Origin of the sequence: Vibrio ishigakensis (assembly GCF_024347675.1) — a bacterium.
GTDB classification, from domain to species: Bacteria; Pseudomonadota; Gammaproteobacteria; order Enterobacterales; family Vibrionaceae; genus Vibrio; species Vibrio ishigakensis.
The window spans coordinates 57,256-75,148 of sequence record NZ_AP024881.1 but is presented as its reverse complement, the minus strand read 5'-3'; the positions used below and the strand labels follow the sequence as shown (position 1 = coordinate 75,148).

Annotated in this window: 17 protein-coding genes; 6 read left to right on the top strand and 11 right to left on the bottom strand. The window is 46.8% G+C overall.

Annotated elements, in window-relative coordinates:
* The first annotated feature begins 52 nt into the window (after positions 1-52).
* On the top strand, positions 53-2,044 hold the full coding sequence (gene tkt, locus Pcarn_RS00360; protein WP_261834441.1) for a transketolase: 1,992 nt from the start codon (positions 53-55) through the stop codon (positions 2,042-2,044).
* Positions 2,045-2,254: 210 nt separating this feature from the next.
* Positions 2,255-2,593 carry a hypothetical protein gene (locus Pcarn_RS00355; RefSeq protein WP_261834440.1) on the top strand — a complete coding sequence of 113 codons (339 nt, stop codon included), beginning with the start codon at positions 2,255-2,257 and terminating at the stop codon, positions 2,591-2,593.
* 24 nt (positions 2,594-2,617) lie between these two features.
* Here the strand turns inward: Pcarn_RS00355 and Pcarn_RS00350 are convergent, their stop codons facing one another.
* The 3 genes from Pcarn_RS00350 to ftnA all read right to left on the bottom strand — a co-directional run bounded on the left by Pcarn_RS00350 (position 2,618) and on the right by ftnA (position 4,825).
* Positions 2,618-3,805 carry a BaiN/RdsA family NAD(P)/FAD-dependent oxidoreductase gene (locus Pcarn_RS00350; protein ID WP_261834439.1) on the bottom strand — a complete coding sequence of 396 codons (1,188 nt, stop codon included), beginning with the start codon at positions 3,803-3,805 and terminating at the stop codon, positions 2,618-2,620.
* Between the two features lie 95 nt (positions 3,806-3,900).
* Entirely contained in the window at positions 3,901-4,224 is a 324-nt protein-coding gene (uspB, locus tag Pcarn_RS00345; RefSeq protein WP_261834438.1) for a universal stress protein UspB, read from the bottom strand.
* A gap of 73 nt (positions 4,225-4,297) precedes the next feature.
* Positions 4,298-4,825, bottom strand: coding sequence for a non-heme ferritin (gene ftnA / locus Pcarn_RS00340; protein WP_261834437.1), 528 nt, complete (start codon positions 4,823-4,825; stop codon positions 4,298-4,300).
* Positions 4,826-5,030: 205 nt separating this feature from the next.
* On the opposite strand from ftnA, the gene Pcarn_RS00335 reads away from it, so the two are divergent.
* A complete protein-coding gene (locus Pcarn_RS00335; protein ID WP_261834436.1) occupies positions 5,031-5,453 on the top strand; it encodes a universal stress protein in 423 nt (140 codons plus the stop codon).
* Positions 5,454-5,489: 36 nt separating this feature from the next.
* Here the strand turns inward: Pcarn_RS00335 and Pcarn_RS00330 are convergent, their stop codons facing one another.
* The gene (locus Pcarn_RS00330; RefSeq protein WP_261834435.1) at positions 5,490-6,053 is read right to left on the bottom strand and encodes a hypothetical protein; all 564 of its coding nucleotides are present in this window, start codon (positions 6,051-6,053) and stop codon (positions 5,490-5,492) included.
* Positions 6,054-6,129: 76 nt separating this feature from the next.
* Positions 6,130-6,912 (bottom strand): class I SAM-dependent methyltransferase, encoded by a 783-nt coding sequence (locus Pcarn_RS00325; protein ID WP_261834434.1) that lies wholly within the window; start codon positions 6,910-6,912, stop codon positions 6,130-6,132.
* A gap of 74 nt (positions 6,913-6,986) precedes the next feature.
* On the opposite strand from Pcarn_RS00325, the gene asnC reads away from it, so the two are divergent.
* The gene (gene asnC, locus Pcarn_RS00320) at positions 6,987-7,448 is read left to right on the top strand and encodes a transcriptional regulator AsnC (protein WP_261834433.1); all 462 of its coding nucleotides are present in this window, start codon (positions 6,987-6,989) and stop codon (positions 7,446-7,448) included.
* Between the two features lie 34 nt (positions 7,449-7,482).
* Here asnC and prlC read toward each other — a convergent pair whose 3' ends face one another.
* Positions 7,483-9,525, bottom strand: coding sequence for an oligopeptidase A (prlC, locus tag Pcarn_RS00315; RefSeq protein ID WP_261834432.1), 2,043 nt, complete (start codon positions 9,523-9,525; stop codon positions 7,483-7,485).
* Between the two features lie 108 nt (positions 9,526-9,633).
* Between prlC and Pcarn_RS00310 the strand changes: the two genes are divergently transcribed.
* Both Pcarn_RS00310 and gorA read left to right on the top strand, forming a co-directional pair.
* Positions 9,634-10,470, top strand: coding sequence for a 23S rRNA (adenine(2030)-N(6))-methyltransferase RlmJ (locus Pcarn_RS00310; RefSeq protein WP_261834431.1), 837 nt, complete (start codon positions 9,634-9,636; stop codon positions 10,468-10,470).
* 44 nt (positions 10,471-10,514) lie between these two features.
* Complete coding sequence (gene gorA, locus Pcarn_RS00305; RefSeq protein WP_261834430.1) at positions 10,515-11,870, top strand: glutathione-disulfide reductase; 1,356 nt, start codon at positions 10,515-10,517, stop codon at positions 11,868-11,870.
* Positions 11,871-11,931: 61 nt separating this feature from the next.
* Here gorA and Pcarn_RS00300 read toward each other — a convergent pair whose 3' ends face one another.
* The 5 genes from Pcarn_RS00300 to Pcarn_RS00280 form a co-directional block, all read right to left on the bottom strand.
* Positions 11,932-12,762, bottom strand: a complete 831-nt coding sequence (locus Pcarn_RS00300) for an Ig-like domain-containing protein (protein WP_261834429.1) — start codon at positions 12,760-12,762, stop codon at positions 11,932-11,934.
* 19 nt (positions 12,763-12,781) lie between these two features.
* On the bottom strand, positions 12,782-14,980 hold the full coding sequence (locus tag Pcarn_RS00295) for a metallophosphoesterase (protein ID WP_261834428.1): 2,199 nt from the start codon (positions 14,978-14,980) through the stop codon (positions 12,782-12,784).
* Positions 14,981-15,323: 343 nt separating this feature from the next.
* Positions 15,324-15,731 (bottom strand): SPOR domain-containing protein, encoded by a 408-nt coding sequence (locus tag Pcarn_RS00290; RefSeq protein ID WP_261834427.1) that lies wholly within the window; start codon positions 15,729-15,731, stop codon positions 15,324-15,326.
* A 67-nt stretch (positions 15,732-15,798) separates the two neighbouring features.
* Positions 15,799-16,812: a hypothetical protein gene (locus Pcarn_RS00285; protein ID WP_261834426.1), complete on the bottom strand. Its 1,014-nt coding sequence runs from the start codon at positions 16,810-16,812 to the stop codon at positions 15,799-15,801.
* Positions 16,813-16,952: 140 nt separating this feature from the next.
* Complete coding sequence (locus tag Pcarn_RS00280; protein WP_261834425.1) at positions 16,953-17,891, bottom strand: ABC transporter permease; 939 nt, start codon at positions 17,889-17,891, stop codon at positions 16,953-16,955.
* Between the last annotated feature and the right edge of the window lie 2 nt (positions 17,892-17,893).

The following is a 17,893-nucleotide window of genomic DNA, read 5'->3' as shown; positions in this document are numbered from 1 at the left end:
TAACCAAAGGGAGCCCGGAGCTCCCTTTTGTATCTAAATACTGGAAACAAATATGGACAGAAAAAACCTCGCCAATGCAATCCGCGCGCTAAGTATGGATGGTGTACAAAAAGCTAACTCTGGTCACCCAGGCGCCCCAATGGGGATGGCTGATATTGCCGAAGTATTATGGCGTGGTCACTTGAACCACAACCCTTCAAACCCAGAGTGGGCTGACCGCGACCGTTTTGTACTTTCAAACGGCCACGGCTCTATGCTGATCTACTCTCTGCTTCACCTATCAGGTTACGAGCTATCTATCGATGACCTGAAAAACTTCCGTCAGCTTCACTCTAAGACTCCTGGTCACCCAGAGTATGGCTATGCACCGGGTATCGAGACTACAACTGGTCCACTAGGTCAGGGCGTGACTAACGCAGTAGGTATGGCAATTGCTGAGAAAGCGCTAGCTGCTCAGTTCAACAAGCCAGGCTTTGATATCGTTGACCACTTCACTTATGTATTCATGGGTGATGGCTGTCTAATGGAAGGTATCTCTCACGAAGCGTGTTCTCTTGCAGGTACTCTAGGCCTAGGCAAGCTGATCGCATTCTGGGATGACAACGGCATCTCTATCGACGGTGAGGTTGAAGGCTGGTTCTCTGACGATACTCCTAAGCGTTTTGAAGCGTACGGCTGGCACGTAATCCCAGCAGTAGACGGTCACGATGCTGAAGCTATCAATGCAGCAATTGAGGCGGCTAAGGCGGACCCACATCCTACTCTTATCTGTACTAAGACCATCATCGGCTTCGGTTCTCCAAACAAAGCAGGTTCTCACGACTGCCACGGCGCACCACTAGGTGAAGCAGAAATCGCAGCGGCACGTGAATTCCTAGGTTGGGAGCACGCACCATTTGAAATCCCTGCTGACATCTACGCTGAGTGGGATGCTAACGAAGCGGGTAAAGCGAAAGAAGCGGCTTGGAACGACAAGTTTGACGCCTACGCAAAAGAGTTCCCAGCGGAAGCCGCTGAGCTTAAGCGTCGTGTAAACGGCGACCTTCCTGCTGAGTGGGAAGCGAAGACAGCAGAAATCATTGCTGACCTTCAAGCAAATCCTGCGAACATCGCATCACGTAAAGCATCTCAAAACGCGCTAGAAGCGTTCGGCAAGATGCTACCTGAATTCATGGGCGGCTCTGCGGACCTTGCACCATCAAACCTAACCATGTGGTCTGGCTCTAAGTCTCTTGAAGCTCAAGACTTCTCAGGCAACTACATCCACTACGGTGTGCGTGAGTTCGGTATGACAGCGATCATCAACGGTATCACACTGCACGGTGGCTTCGTACCTTACGGTGCAACCTTCCTAATGTTCATGGAGTACGCGCGTAACGCTATGCGTATGGCAGCTCTGATGAAGGTTCAGAATATTCAGGTTTACACTCACGACTCAATCGGTTTGGGTGAAGATGGCCCAACGCACCAACCTGTAGAGCAACTGGCTTCTCTACGTGTAACTCCAAACATGAGCACATGGCGTCCATGTGACCAGGTTGAGTCTGCAGTGGCTTGGAAATTGGCTATCGAGCGTAAAGATGGTCCTACATCTCTGATCTTCTCTCGTCAAAACCTTGCACAGCAAGAGCGTGACGCTGAGACTCTAGCAAATATCGCTAAGGGTGGTTACATCCTGAAAGATTGTGAAGGTACGCCTGAGCTAATCATCATTGCAACCGGTTCTGAGGTTGAGCTAGCAGTAGCAGCCCAAGCTGAACTAGCAGCCCTTGGTAAAGCAGTACGCGTAGTGTCTATGCCTGCAACTGACGTGTTCGACAAGCAAGACGAAGCATATCGTGAAGCGGTTCTACCATCTTCAGTAACTAAGCGCATCGCAGTTGAAGCGGGCATCGCTGACTACTGGTACAAGTATGTTGGCTTCGGTGGCAAGATCATCGGCATGACCACCTTCGGTGAGTCTGCACCAGCAGATGAGCTATTCAAGATGTTTGGCTTTACTACAGAGAATGTGGTGAAAAGTGCACAGGAACTTTTAGGCTGAACAGCCGTGAATTGAGGAAAACCGAGTCACATGACTCGGTTTTTTAAAATTATTTTCCTGAATAGAAAATAGCCAACTCATTGATATGAATGAAGATCACACTTTCGTGCAATATTTAGACACTCATTTTTCATTTTTGGGACTTGATTAAAGTTTGTACAAGTGCAAAATACGCGCACCTGAATAGTCTTCCGAGGGTGTGAGCTAAAGATGTTGTTTTTCTACGCTGTTGCGACCGCTTCTGCGACCGCATTGAGTCTACTGAGCATTAAACGATTCACCGAAACAAGAAAGAAACAAAGTGTAGAAAGTGAAATCCAGCAACAACTAAGCCAATACCTCAACATCTATATCGATGCTGAGCGCAAATACGATGCTATCAAGAGTGAATTTGCAGTGAAGTCTCGCTTCTATCAGCAAACCCCGGTTACAGTTCGTGGCGAGTATTCAGATGAGATGATGGTGCTACAAGCACAACTTGAAGCACACAAACACCGCTACTTTGAAGCGAAGCGCAATTACCTAAGCCTAGGTAAAGCTCTAGTTTGATAAGCAGGCCTTTCGGCCTGTTTTTTATGCGTTCTGCCCAGCTACGAAGCCTGAACTCCAGCACCAACAGAAGTTGTAGCCACCAAGCCAACCGGTAACATCCATCACCTCACCGATGAAATACAGACCTGAGATAGTCTTACACTCCATAGTCTTCGAGGAGAGATGATCGGTATCTACACCACCCAAAGTGACCTCAGCAGTTCGATACCCTTCTGTACCATTTGGCACGATCTGCCAACCCTCTAACAGCTCTACAATCTGATCGTACTCTTTATGATTCAACTGCTTAAGTGGTTTGTCGGTCAGCTGTTTACGCTCAATCAGCACCTCAACCAAGCGCTTTGGCAGTACTTTGCTTAGGGTGTTCTTAGTGGTCTGGTTTGGGTGTTTTTCGCGACTCTGCACTAGCAGTTCTTTAACATCAGCTTCTGGCACCAGGTTGATAGTCACCTTCTGTCCCGCTTGCCAATACGATGAGATCTGCAATACCGATGGCCCAGACAAGCCTCTGTGAGTAAACAGCAAAGCTTCTTTAAACATGGTGCCATCTTCAGCGTAGATCTCAGCTGGAATCGCAATACCCGATAGCTCGCTAAAATCGATCTTGTCTTGTTTGTGCAAAGTGAATGGCACTAGGCCCGCCGTGGTTGGTACCACACTTAAGCCAAACTGCTCAGCCAATTGATAACCAAATGGAGTCGCTCCCAGCTTAGGCATAGAAAGACCACCGGTGGCAACCACCAGCGATTCACATTCGATACGATGACCATTAGCAAGCAAGGTAAAACCAGAGCCGATCTTTTCGATATCGGTAACAGCTATCTGATAGCGGAACTGAACGAAGTTACTGTCGCACTCATCCAGAAGCATCTGCACGATTTGCTTGGCAGAATCGACACAAAACAACTGCCCATGGTCGCGCTCTTCAAACTCAATACCATGCTTGCTCACCATAGAGATAAAATCCCAATTGGTATACTGAGATAGAGCCGATTTTACAAAGTGCGGGTTGCTACAGATGAAGTTTGCCGCAGACACGTCGTAGTTACTGAAATTACAGCGACCACCACCAGAGATAAGGATTTTTCGACCCGGTTTCTTAGCATGATCCAGCACCAAAACCTTACGTCCACGCTTCCCTGCTTCGGCGGCACACATCATTCCTGATGCGCCAGCACCAATTACCACAACATCAAAGCGTTCACTCATCTCTCTACTCTCTGCGACCAAAAAACAAAAAAGGACATGCGCAATACGCATGCCCTTCGCGGGTGTATTGTACTCACTTGCTTGTGACTTGCAATCTAGACGCTAAATGCAGCAATCAGGGTTACGAACAGTAAGGCACAACTCAGTATGAAGAGCTCTCGGACCTTATCGCATTTCTCAACGAATACAGGGTCATGATGTTCTTTGTATTCGCGACCGCGAAGATAGTGGAAGAGTCGGAACTGTTTGACCACGTTTCCTTGAGTAGTAAAGAAACCGCGCCCGTCTACCTGTTGATATAGTAAAGGGTGAGCTTCTCGCATTACGAATATGAGCGTTCGCAACGTGCTGATATAACGGACAAAATTGACTGTTGTTACAGTCAAAAGCGCAAAAATAATCAAATCCCCACTGATCATCTCTCTTCCTCCCTAAGCCTCAAGGAGTAGCCAGACGATCAGTGCAAGATCGTTAGAGTCGAGTAGCTGAAGCCTACTCTGCGGCTACATCCATTATTGAGGTTGAACCTTCTTTCGCCATGGTCGCTAGGTCTTTGTCGATGAAGAACAGAGCTTGGCCGTTCTCACCTACTAGTTCTAGCTTGTCTAAAATCCCTTTAAACAATTTCTCTTCTTCGTGTTGTTCTGCCACATACCACTGCAAGAAATTGAACGTTGAGTAATCTTGACTAACAAAGGCAGCATGCGCGAGTTTGTTGATTTTTTCCGTAATCATACACTCGTGCTCATATGTCTCGCGGAACACTTCACCTAAAGTAGCGAACTCAGAGCGCGGAGCTTCTATCGTACCTAAAATAGGCATTGACCCTGTCTCGCTAACGTAAGTGAAAAGTCGCTGCATGTGCTCCATTTCTTCGGTGGCATGTTTGCGCATGAACTCAGCCGCGCCCTCGAAACCTTTGTCTTCGCACCAAGCACTCATTTGTAAGTATAGATTGGATGAGAAAAATTCTAGGTTAATTTGCTCATTTAGTTTATCTACCATTTCTTGTGCCAGCATAAGACGTTCCTCTTGTTCTCTAAATACCGCTGATTAGCAATAAATATAACACGCTCACCGTTGCCGATTGCTAATAAAAATTGCTCCAAATCAAAAATCCCGTCCATTAAGTAGTGAAATCTTGCAACTTTGGATCACTCTAGCAGAATCAATTTTACGGACTGCTAAACTGAAAATAGAGAATAAAAACAACAAGGAGACCGTCATGAGCTATCAACACATAGTAGTCGCTGTAGACCTAGGCGATCACAGTGAATATCTAGTAAAGAGAGCAGCCAACCTAGCCAAAGCGGTGGGTGCTGAACTTTCTCTGATCCATATCGATGTAAATTACAACAACATCTACGCTGGACTTATCGATGTAAACCTTGTAGATAATCAGGCTGCAGTGACCAAGCACTCGACCGATAAACTACAGACCTTGGCTGAGCATGTAGATTATCCAATCGCTAACGTTATGGTTGGACGAGGAGACTTAGCAGAAGAGTTGTCAGATGCTATTAAGAAGCAGGGCTTCGACCTAGTTGTATGTGGTCACCACCACGACTTCTGGGGCAAGTTGCTGTCGAACACTAGGCATTTGGTACACGATATGCCAATCGATCTTTTGGTTGTACCGCTCGATTAACACAGAAAGTAAAAAGGCCCTCACTGAGGGCCTTTTTTAATGTAGATGTTTGCTGCTGGCTTGTACATTTGAGGCTTCGAAGACCTCGTTTAGATGAGCATCCAGTTTTGCTCGCTTCTGAGTCAGTTTCTGCTCTTTTTTTAGGAGCTTCTTAAGTTTCTTATACAGCTTTTTCTGTTGCTTTAACGCTTTACGCTGTTTCTTCAGCGCTTTCTCGTTGATACGCGGTTCAAGCTCTACCACCTCGGCAGTTTCCGTTCGCTTCATTTTTGCCTTAGCAACCGCTCGCTCTGCACGCTTGATCTGCGGCTTGCTTGGTTTGACCTCAACAACGGTTTTTTCTGGCTTCTTAACCTCAGAAATCGTCTGAGTCTGCTTAGCTTCTGCTACCAGTGCGCACTCTTCTACTATCTCTAGAGATGGATTCGCACTGCGACATGCCTTGGGAGGTATCGGAGTAGGCTTGCACAAATTGGCACTTTTATCCGCAGAGCGGGCACAAGAGCGACACACAAACTTAGGTTCAGCCACGATGGAATAGACTGCCCCCATACTCGCTGCAATAGTGCGTCGGTTTAATTTGCACATTTTCTTAGCCATAACACCTCACTAGCCAAAGAAGAAATAAGAATGATTATTACTTAGATATAGTGGCGAGGTAAAGGCAATTCAAGTTTTAATTTTGGCTATCCATGGCCGACTTCACATACACGTCAAAGCGGTTCTTTTTAGTCTCTATAGCCATGCTAGGTTTTTTCTCATCGAGCCAGTTCGCATAATCGGGACGCTTAACCACAACCCGCTTGGTTGCAAGCTCAAGGGCTGGTGTTAGCAAACCATCAGCATCGAGATCAGCGCCCACTAAGTGCTGGAATACGCGCATCTCTTTCTTTACCAGAGCACTTTTCTTTTTGTTCTCTGGGTGAGGATACATAGGGTCGAGATAGACCACATCAGGCTTCACGAACCCTAAATCTTCTGCCAGTTTAGATAGCGCATCTAGGCTTGAGGCGTGCAGAAGGCTCATTCGTTCGCTCACCCAAGTACCAATCTCAGGATCTGACTTGGCGCGCTTAAGGCCATCATCAAGAAGAGCGGCAACCACAGGGTGGCGCTCCACCATCTGCACCTTGCATCCAAGAGAAGCGAGAACAAAAGCATCACGGCCAAGGCCTGCGGTGCCGTCTAGCACATTCGGAGTCACACCCTTGTTAAGGCCAGCGGCCTTGGCAATAGCCTGACCTTTACCGCCACCGAATTTACGACGGTGAGCCACAGCGCCACCAGCGAAATCAACAAAGATAGAACCCAGCTTAGGTTCATCCAGCTTCTTCAGCTCAAGCTTATCTTCTAGAACCAAGGCAAAAACGCTCTCTGGGTCGTGCTTCAATCCCCAGCGCTCAGCCAATTCATTCAGCTCAGATTGACGCTCTTGGGATGCCAACAGTTGAATCTGCAAGCTCTTCTCTCTTCAGTAATTTTTCAAACAGGATATAGTTTATCTTATTCCACTATAAGTTTCGGGGAAATCTAATGAATCCAACACCTCTGCTCGATCAGTTGGACAAAGACATTCTAAAAACCTTGATGATAGATGCTCGCACTCCCTATGCAGAGATGGCGAAGCAGTTTCATGTCAGCCCAGCAACTGTGCATGTGCGCATTGAGAAGATGAAAGGAGCTGGAGTCATTGAAGGGACTGAGGTGGTCGTGAATACCAAGATGCTTGGCTACGACGTGTGTTGCTTTATCGGCATCAACCTCAACGCGGCTAAAGATTATCACTCGGCTCTAGAGAAGCTTAATGCCCTAGACGAAGTGGTTGAAGCTTATTACACCACAGGTGCCTACAGCATTTTCGTTAAGCTGATGTGCCGCAGTATTGAAGAGCTGCAACACGTGCTGATCAACAAACTTCAGGCTATCGATGAGGTGCAATCTACTGAAACCCTTATCTCGCTACAGAACCCAATCAACAGAAATGTGAACCCATAAAAAACGCCAGCTGATGCTGGCGTTTTTAGTTCTGTTAGGCGCTGATGCCTGAGTGTCGAAGCAAGGCATCGATCTCTGGCTCACGGCCACGGAAGCGTTTGAATAGCTCCATAGGCTCCTCACTGCCACCCATCTCAAGGATGTTGTTGAGGAAACTCTTACCTGTAGTCTCGTTGAAGATGCCCTCTTCCTCAAAGCGAGAGAACGCATCTGAAGACAGCACCTCAGCCCAAAGATAACTGTAGTAACCCGCGCTGTAGCCACCAGCAAAAATATGGCTAAATGCGTGGGAGAAACGGTTCCACTCTAGGCTAGGAAGAACGGCTACCTTCTCTTTCACCTCAGCCAGTGTCTCAAGAACGCGAGCACCTATCTCTGGATCGAATTCGGTATGCAGAGTGAAGTCAAACAATCCGAATTCTAGCTGACGCAGGATAAACATCGCCGACTGGAAGTTTTTCGCTGCTAGCATTTTCTCGAGCATTTCTTTCGGAAGTGGCTCACCGGTTTCGAAGTGACCCGAAATAAAGGCTAGCGCCTCTTCTTCCCAACACCAGTTTTCTAGGAACTGACTTGGCAATTCAACCGCATCCCACGGCACGCCATTGATACCAGACACTGAAGACACATCGATCTGGGTCAGCATGTGGTGGATACCATGGCCAAATTCATGGAACAGAGTGGTTACTTCGTTGTGAGTAAACAGCGCAGGCTTGTCACCCACTGGCTTGTTGAAGTTACAGGTTAGATACGCCACTGGCGTTTCTAGCGTGCCATCGATGGTGGTACGACGTACTCGGCACTCATCCATCCATGCACCACCACGCTTGTGTTCACGGGCATACAAATCAAGATAGAAGCTACCACGAACTTCTCCCTGCGGGTTGTAGATATCAAAGAAGCGCACAGATTCGTGCCATACATCCACACCCTTGCGCTCTTGTACTGTCATACCAAAGACGCGCTTAAGCACCTCGAATAGACCAGAAATCACTTTATCTTCAGGGAAGTATGGGCGCAGGTCTTCGTCAGAGATGCTGAATAGACTCTGCTTCTGCTTTTCACTGTAGTAAGCAATGTCCCATAGGTTTAATTCATGAACGTCATACTCCGCATGGGCAAACAGTGCTAGCTCTTCAACCTCGCGCTCACCTTGTGCTTTGGCCTTGGTTGCTAGGTCATTTAGGAAACCAAGTACCTGCTCGGTAGACTCTGCCATCTTAGTGGCAATGGAACGTTCACTGTAGTTAGAGAAGCCCAACATACGCGCAATCTCATGACGAAGCTTAAGCTGCTCAGCCATGATCTCTGAGTTATCCCACTGACCAGCATTTGGACCACGATCAGACGCACGGGTGTTGTACGCTTCATACATCTCACGGCGCAGTTCTTGATTGTCACAGTAAGTTAATACTGGAATATACGAAGGCATCTCTAGTGTTAGTAGATAACCCTCAAGCTCTTTCGCCTCAGCCGCCGCTTTAGCTGCCTCTAGTGCAGACTCTGGCATACCTGAAAGCTCAGATACATCTGTGATGTGCTTTGACCAACCCATGGTGGCATCAAGAACGTTGTTTGAGAACTTAGACGCAAGCTCGGAGAGTCGCTTACTGATCTCACCGTATCTGTGCTGTTCATCTGCAGGTAGACCAATACCAGATAGCTCGAAATCACGCAGTGCATCGGTAATAGATTTTTGCTTAGCCTGAGACAGACGCTCAAACTCACCAGAGTTCTTGATGGTCTTATAGGCTTCGTACAATCCCTTGTGCTGACCAACCCAAGTGCTGAACTCAGACAGTAGTGGCAAGCAGCTCTCGTACGCTTCACGAAGTTCTTCACTGTTAGCAACCGAGTTCAAATGGCTCACAGGAGACCAAAGGCGAGAAAGAACCGAATCGGTTTCATCGATAGGCAAGCAGATGTTGTCCCAAGTTGGATTTTCATTCCCTTCTAGAACCAGGTCAATCTTATGACGGCAGTCTGCGATTGCCTTTTCCACGGCAGGCTTAACATGCTCAGGCTTAATGTCCGAAAACGGAGGTAAATCAGTAAAATCAAGCAACGGGTTAGGCATTGGAAGTTCCCTTTTGTTTTATCTTATAGATACTTAGATTGCGACAGCTTAGGCGTTTTTCAAGTATACTGGCGTGAGACTCTATATCGATCATTCCTAGGAGATACTGTGCTCAGTTATCGCCACAGCTTTCATGCTGGCAACCATGCAGACGTTGTTAAACACATAGTTCAAAGTCTAATCCTAGATGCGCTAAAGCAAAAGGATAAGCCCTTTGTATATCACGATACCCATTCGGGTGTGGGTCGCTATGACCTAACCCATGAATGGTCTGAAAAAACCGGTGAATACAAGCAAGGTATCGCTAAGATCTGGCAACAAGCTATGCCAGAAGAGCTAACCAGCTATCTAGACTCTATTCGCACCCTAAACCAAGGCGAAGACCTAAGATACTATCCTGGCTCTCCACGCGTTGCGCGTGCACAGCTACGCAAGCAAGACCGCATGGTTTTAACTGAGCTGCACCCGAGTGATTTCCCACTTCTTGAGCAAGAGTTCCACCGTGACCGTCAGGTACGCATCTACAAAGAAGATGGCTTTAAGCGCCTAAAGGCGAGCCTTCCACCTCAAGAGCGTCGAGGCCTGGTACTTATCGACCCACCGTATGAGCTAGCCAAAGAATACCGCGATGTTGTAAATGCCATTGCACAAAGTTACAAACGCTGGGCTACGGGCATCTATGCGATTTGGTATCCTGTGGTGAATCGCTACGATATCGATGACATGCTTGAGGGCCTCGAAGGCCTTGGCATTAAGAAGATTTTGCAGATTGAACTAGGGGTGTCCCCAGACACAAACGAACGCGGCATGACGGCATCTGGCATGATCGTCATCAACCCGCCATGGAAGCTAGAAAGCCAAATGAAAGAGATTCTGCCATTGCTTAAGCAAGCAATCGCACCTTCAACTGGTCACTTCAAGGTTGAATGGGTTGTACCTGAGTAAAAGGCACCCCATATAAAAAATACACAAGGAATTTGGAGAAAATAATGGCAACTCATTTTGATTACATCTGTATTGGTGGCGGCAGTGGCGGCATCGCTTCTGCAAACCGAGCGGCTATGTATGGTGCTAAGGTAGCTTTGATTGAAGCGAAAGACCTTGGCGGTACCTGTGTGAACGTTGGCTGTGTGCCTAAAAAGGTAATGTGGCACGGCGCTCAGGTAGCTGAGGCGATGAACCTATACGCTGAAGACTACGGCTTTGATGTGGATGTAAAAGGCTTCAACTGGTCTACCCTAGTGGAAAGCCGTCAGGCTTATATCGGCCGTATCCACCAGTCTTATGACCGTGTGCTAGGCAACAACAAGGTTGAGGTAATCAAGGGCTTTGCTAAATTCGTTGACGCGAAAACCGTTGAAGTAAATGGCGAGCATTACACCGCTGACCATATCCTTATCGCCGTTGGCGGTCGCCCAACTATCCCAAATATCCCTGGTGCTGAACACGGTATCGATTCGAACGGTTTCTTCGACCTAACCGAGCAACCTAAGCGTGTTGCGGTTGTTGGTGCGGGCTACATCGCGGTTGAGATCGCCGGCGTTCTAAGTGCACTTGGTACTCAAACCGACCTATTCGTGCGTAAAGAGTCTCCACTTCGTAGCTTTGACCCTATGATCATCGAGACCCTTACTGAAGTAATGACGGCTGAAGGTCCAACCCTTCACACTCACTCCGTACCAAAAGAGGTAGTGAAAGAGGAAGATGGCAGCCTAACTCTGCACCTTGAGAACGGCAACAGCCACAACGTTGATACCCTAATCTGGGCTATCGGTCGTCACCCAACCACAGACGCGATCAACCTAAATGCGACAGGTGTAGAAACCACTGACCGTGGCTACATCAAGGTAGACGAGTATCAACAAACTAACGTTGACGGTATCTACTGCGTAGGTGACATCATGGAAGGCGGCATCGAACTAACGCCAGTTGCAGTTAAAGCGGGTCGTCAGCTTTCTGAGCGTCTATTCAACAACAAACCAGACGCTAAGATGGACTACAAGCTAGTCCCGACTGTGGTATTCAGCCACCCACCAATCGGCACTATCGGTCTGACTGAACAAGAAGCAATTGCAGAGTTTGGCGAAGAAAACGTTAAGGTGTACACCTCTAGCTTCACTGCCATGTACACTGCAGTAACTAAGCACCGTCAACCTTGTAAGATGAAGCTAGTATGTGCCGGCGACGACGAGAAGGTTGTTGGCCTACACGGTATCGGCTACACAGTTGATGAGATGATCCAAGGCTTTGGTGTTGCTATGAAGATGGGCGCAACTAAAGCTGACTTCGACTCTGTTGTGGCTATCCACCCAACGGGCTCAGAAGAGTTTGTTACCATGCGTTAATCGCAGGTTTTGAAACGAAAAAATGCCAGCAGTGTTGCTGGCATTTTTTTATATCTCGAACCTAGTTGGTTGATACCGATGCTGTATCTGTAACTAAAGGAGGTTCATACTGATGAACGTTAAGAAGTTCATTCACACCCGCTACTTCTACGCTAGTGATAGTAAGAGCAACATCTTCATTAGAAACCTTAAAGTTAATCGTACCTAGCGTCAGTTCCTCTTGCGCTGGAACTCCGTAGAATAGGTCTCCTAACTCTTCACTAACCGCGTAAAGGATCACATAGCCCTGTTGCTTATCACCATCAGAGCCGGTCCAGACAATCTGCTCACCAAGGTCATTTTCCAATGCTTGGAACATCCCATGACCCGTTACGGTTGAATTTGCAGTGTCGAGGGAACTCGCCTCTACCTCAAAAGCCACCTTGGCATTTAATACACCACTGCTGTGAGGCATAGTAAGGGCAAAACTAGCGAAACTGTCTCCTTCAGCAGACTGAGTTGATTGAGCAGTTGATGATGGTTTCACCGCAAATACGTTCTCAGATAAGCCCTCGACAGTAACTACCGACTCTATGGTATTTCCATTGCTAATACTCGCCGTAATGGTTGCGCTGCCATAGTCGAGTGCTTTCACTCTGATTGCTGAACCGCCTTGCTCGATCGAGCTTATCTCTAGCACAGAGGTATCGCTAACAGACCAATTTATCTTACCTGGGTCTCCCGCATTGCTCGCAATGACATCATAGGTCACGTTTTTCTCAGCATCCCAAGCCTCTTCAACATTTAAAGAGATATTCCCCTGTGAAACCTCAGCAGCAGATTCATCATCACAGCCCGCTAGAGCAAAACACGTAGCAAGCAGAGCAAACAGCAGTTTATTTTTAGTCAACATATCAATCATGGCTCCCTTGTTATTTGTGCATGTCTAGTTCTTGATAAATGGTATAGAAATCTTTCATATCGATAACTTCATCCCCATTAACATCAGCTCGAGAAGAACCCCAGCGGATATGGCGCCAGTAGTCATCCCCAAGGCTTGAGTTTGAACCCATAAATCTTTGCACCATAGCTAGGTCAGCAAGGTCAATTTTGGTATCGCTAATAAACTCGCCAGCAGTCGCTCCACCAGCCACATCTCCAAATGGGTAGACTGATTTAAACGCCACTCTATCTTTGATTTCCATGGCATAGGTAGGCGTTTGCTCTAGAGTCTGCTGATTGTTTACTGACAGGCTAGTAATTTCGATCTCGGTGTAAGAGTCATCTTTACTCGCTTTACCGGTTGATACCTCTGGGTTGGTTTCAAAGCTGATGCTTGCAATGGATTCTTTAGTCATATCTGATGTACAAGAACCCTCCACACACTGAAGATTCACAGTCATCTCTACTCTTGCCCCTAGCTCAGGGTCTTCAGCATCAACAATAGGCTCATAAGAGTAATCCAATACACTGAAGCCATTCAGTCCTTCGATAAATGCAGTATCTGCATAAACGCTGTCTGTCACCTCAACCTTATCGTCCTCGATGGTTTTGGTATGAATGGTAAATTTCAGTTCCACATCTTGAACTTGCTGTAGCGATGACATTTCTAGATCAAATGAGACTGTCTCTCCTGGCTCTGCAAAAGCCTGATTGTTCTCATTTAGAACTTTAAGCGCATAGATGTTGTTTACTGGCTCAGTAACCGTAACCTTTATCGGTTCAGATTCAGAACCTTGAGCTTCAGCCGTAATAAGAGCAACACCAGGATTAAGAGCCTTAATCTGTACCTCGTTGCTAGATGGGCTCTCAATCAGTTCTACAACATTCTCATTTGCACGGCTTAAATTTTCGATATTCCACTCAAGCTCAACACCTTTAAGAGAATTCACCTCAGGGGAAGCCTTAGCGGTGATGGTTTCGTAAGTGCCTGCAGGCAAAGTTGTCTCAGTCTTAGTCAGCCATTTGTTACCGCCAAACTCTTCTGGATCATCGTATTCAATTTGAATGTCTACCTGCTCTATCTCGGTTGGTTCAGTCTCTCCAAATCTTTGAGCGAAATTGATGTAATCATCGAAGTGATTCCACTTATCGAGGAAGAAGCCTTCCTCACCAGTAGTGTAATCACCATCACCTTCTAGTTCATCGATATGGGGTGAGTAAGACCTGTGAGAGATGGTGTTGTTCGCCATATCAATATTCATGATACGCAGATAGCCTTTGCCACTTTTCTCTCCACAGTTTTCTGGGTAGACATCACTGCAGGTCTCGTCGTCTTCATAGAGATTTTGGTAGTCGACTAGAATCTGATTTACCGGGAGGCCATTGGCATTGGTTCTCACTATGTTGTACGCACCATTGGATGGCGCTGGAGAGGAGTGACCATTGATAGTCATAAAGATCTGGTCTTCGTGTTTAATAAACTCTTCCCACATCTGGATAGGGTCTTTGGTTTCAAAGCCAGAGAAAACATTGTTGGTAAAGCCTAGGTCGCCATTCTCGCCCACTAATCGATGAGTCACGAGAATGGTAGGCAAGTTCGGATAGCTGCGCAGGATAGCCCGCCCCCAATCCAAGTGCTCTTCGGTTGGGTCGATAGACATATTCAAAATAAGGAAGTCACGACCCGTAGCAGAAAACCTAAATGCCGTTACCAGTCCATCTTCTGAAGCACCCAAGAAATCATCACGACCCTCGAAGCGGTGTGGTCCGTAGTGCTTTATAAAATTATCGGCATTGACCAACTCCCAAGAAGAAGCCGTTTTATCAATGTCGTGGTTACCAATCGTGGTGCTGTAAGGGATACCAGCATCATCCAACACTTTCATCGACTCGTTGGCGTGCTCCCACTCCCACTCGTTCTGGCCTTTCTGGACGATATCGCCCACATGAATAACAAACTGAATATCCTCTTTGGCTGCATTGGCGGCCAACCACTCAGTCTGCTTAGTAAATATCTCTGGGTAGTTAAAGGTGAGGTATTGCGTGTCCGGTAGGATCGCAATCTTAAAGTTATCACCAAGGTCCACGTCCGCTCTTTCTATTCCCGGAGCCTCAGCAAAAACAGCCTGAGAGGCAAGTCCAGCAATCGAAAGCGCCAGTGCCTGTTTCTTAAGTTTTTGTATGCCCATTACTTCCTTTCAACTCCTTGTCAGTTAATGGAATAATCTGGCGGAAGTTTATAAACAGGCTTTATTACATTTTGTTACAGGCGAGGTTTCAGTAATATTACTGGGAGTCTAAAACCATTGAGGAAAGTAATATCTAGCGATGAAAGAATAAGTCTTTGATTATGACTTTGAATCAAGCAAGAGTGTACAAGCGTCTGATAAATATGAATTTATACGCATAGAGGTTAGATGGCTCGGTTTACGTAAATATCAAGGCCCGTGAAAGCACATTTACTATCTGGCGTACCAAATGTTTTGGGCTATTTTTTATTTTTTGAGGCTCACAAAAGTGTCAGTAGAGCAGTTATTTGCGCACTTCCCTAATAAACGCACTCTCAAAACCAGTCACTGTTTTTAGTTGGGTTAACTCAAGACGAACTTGGGAGAAGTCATCGTAGGGACCGATAAGGCATCGCATGCCCTTTTTCTCCTGCTTGTTCCAGATCGATGCTGACACATTAGGATAAAGGGTTTCGACCTGCCCCATGGTGAGACCTTCAGGGAATAGACCACACTGGATCCAGAAGGTAGAATTTTTATGCTTGGGTTTGCTATTGCCCCATAGTGCATTCCCTACTGGGCACTCTTCACCAAGTTCTGCGGGCTTCTCATAGGAAGATTGAGTGGCCGAGCAAAGATATTGACCAGCCTGAGCCCCAAAACTCAAGATGCTTGCTACCAAGACTGCTAGAACACCAATACCCTTTGCCATTCGTTAACCCCTTCAATCCATTGAAAGAAATACTGTTCTGAATAGTGTAAGCGGTGTGCAATCTTTTTCAAACCGCTCGCATAATATTAGAGCTTGCTTGAATCATTGGTAGCTGACTTAAATATGCATCACACCTTTCTTCACCCAGCTCATGTCTAAATTCACGTACCAACATATCAAGCAAAGAAATCAGTATCATCACCTCTCGATAGGCTTGTGCCAGGCAGGCTTCAGGGGAGTTGAACAAGGTATTGTCAGCATTTACGCCAATGCGGGTCATGATCTGATGCAACGAATAACGCACCTGACGCACACGATACTCGCTGACGCTCCCACCTTGTCTTTCTAGACTTGATAGCACCAGATAGTCCTGCTTAGCCTCATCGAACTGCTTGAGTTGTTTTTCAAAGAAACAACTTGAGATGGGTGCGACACCATTTTGAATACTGGCACCACGGAAGATGTTCATGTAGGCATCTTTCTTGCTGAAATAAACCAGCTTCAGGCTGCGATCTTCATCGAAAACCTTCTCTATCACCTCTTTTATCGCCTTGGTGTAGAAATCGTAATGAGAAAGAAATAGCTCCGCATTATTCTTCACCTCAGACATCTGTATCTGCTTTTCGACCTTAGAGATCTGTTTTTCCGTCTGCTTGGCTCTATGAATCGAGGCCACCAGCGCCATCATGGGAATAGACGCCCACATGATCATAAAAGGGAAGCGTGAGGTCTCGTACAGCGCCTGCATGCCTTCGGCATCAAAGGTAATAGCAACATCTTTAAAAGAGATCAGAAATACCACCATGGCCCAGAAGAAGGGCACGGTCAGGGCAAGATAGAACACCGGCTGAGACAAGATAGACTCGTCGGTAATGGTCAGCAAACCTAGGGATGGGGACTTGTTCTTACGCTTGCAGTAGATGCTGTAGATAAGACGGATACAAAAGGCGTTAACTCCGGCGAAAATGAACAAGATCACCGGGAAATAGTTCAGTGTGGAGACTTCCACCAATAGCAAGATCAACACAATAAGTGCGATGAGTTTATATCTGTATTCAACGATTAACTGATTTGCCGACACTGCGTGACCTAGATCTCAATTTGCAACCCAGCAAAGACTAGCAATACAGCAACGAACATTGTTAAAAGTACGTCAAAACAGAGGCTTACGGACAAAAAAATGACCGTCACTTGGACGGCCATTTTTACAACAAATGGATATTAACCCTTATAGATTTTCGGGTTGAATACATCACGTAACCAGTCACCTAGAAGGTTGATTACCAGAACTAGGGTTACTAGTACGATACCTGGGAAGGCAGTAATCCACCAAGCACCAGAGAAGATGTAGTTAAAGCCAGTACTGATAAGTGCGCCCAGAGACGGTTGGTCTACCGGTAGGCCAAGACCTAGGAAAGAAAGCGCAGCCTCTGACATAATGGCGTTTGCAATCTGTACCGTAGAGATAACCAAGATTGGTGACAAGCAGTTTGGCAGGATATGGCGGAACATGATGCGCGGTGCTTTAAAGCCCATTACACGCGCCGCTTCTACATACTCTTTCTTCTTCTCTGCCAACACAGATGCACGGATAGTACGCGCATACTGAGGCCATTCCGCGATACCGATTATCACCACCAGCATGACCACGGCGTATTGGCTATAGAACTCACCACCGAAGCTGGCCTTGAAGATAGCCGATACGATGATCGCAACCATCATGGTTGAGAATGACAGCTGGATATCCGCAAAACGCATCAGGAAGCTATCGATACGGCCACCGAAGTAACCTGCTGATAGACCGATCACGATACCTAGAACCATCTGCAGACCCACCGCAAGGAAGCCGATAGTCAGAGATAGACGCGCACCGTATAGGATGGTCGAAAAGATATCACGGCCTTGCTCATCGGTACCCAGTACAAAGTTTGCATCGCCGTATTCCATCCATGATGGAGGAAGCTCGGCATCCATGATATCGATAGAGGTCAGGTCATACGGGTCTGTCGGCGCGATGATAGGTGCAGCGAGTGCAGCTACTAAGAAGCAGGCAAACACGAATGCACTGAACATCGCGACCTTATCGCGCAAGAAATAGTAAAGAATGTCAGAGTTTTTAATACGCTCCCAACGACTTGGAGCTGCTGCTACTTGTTCCATGA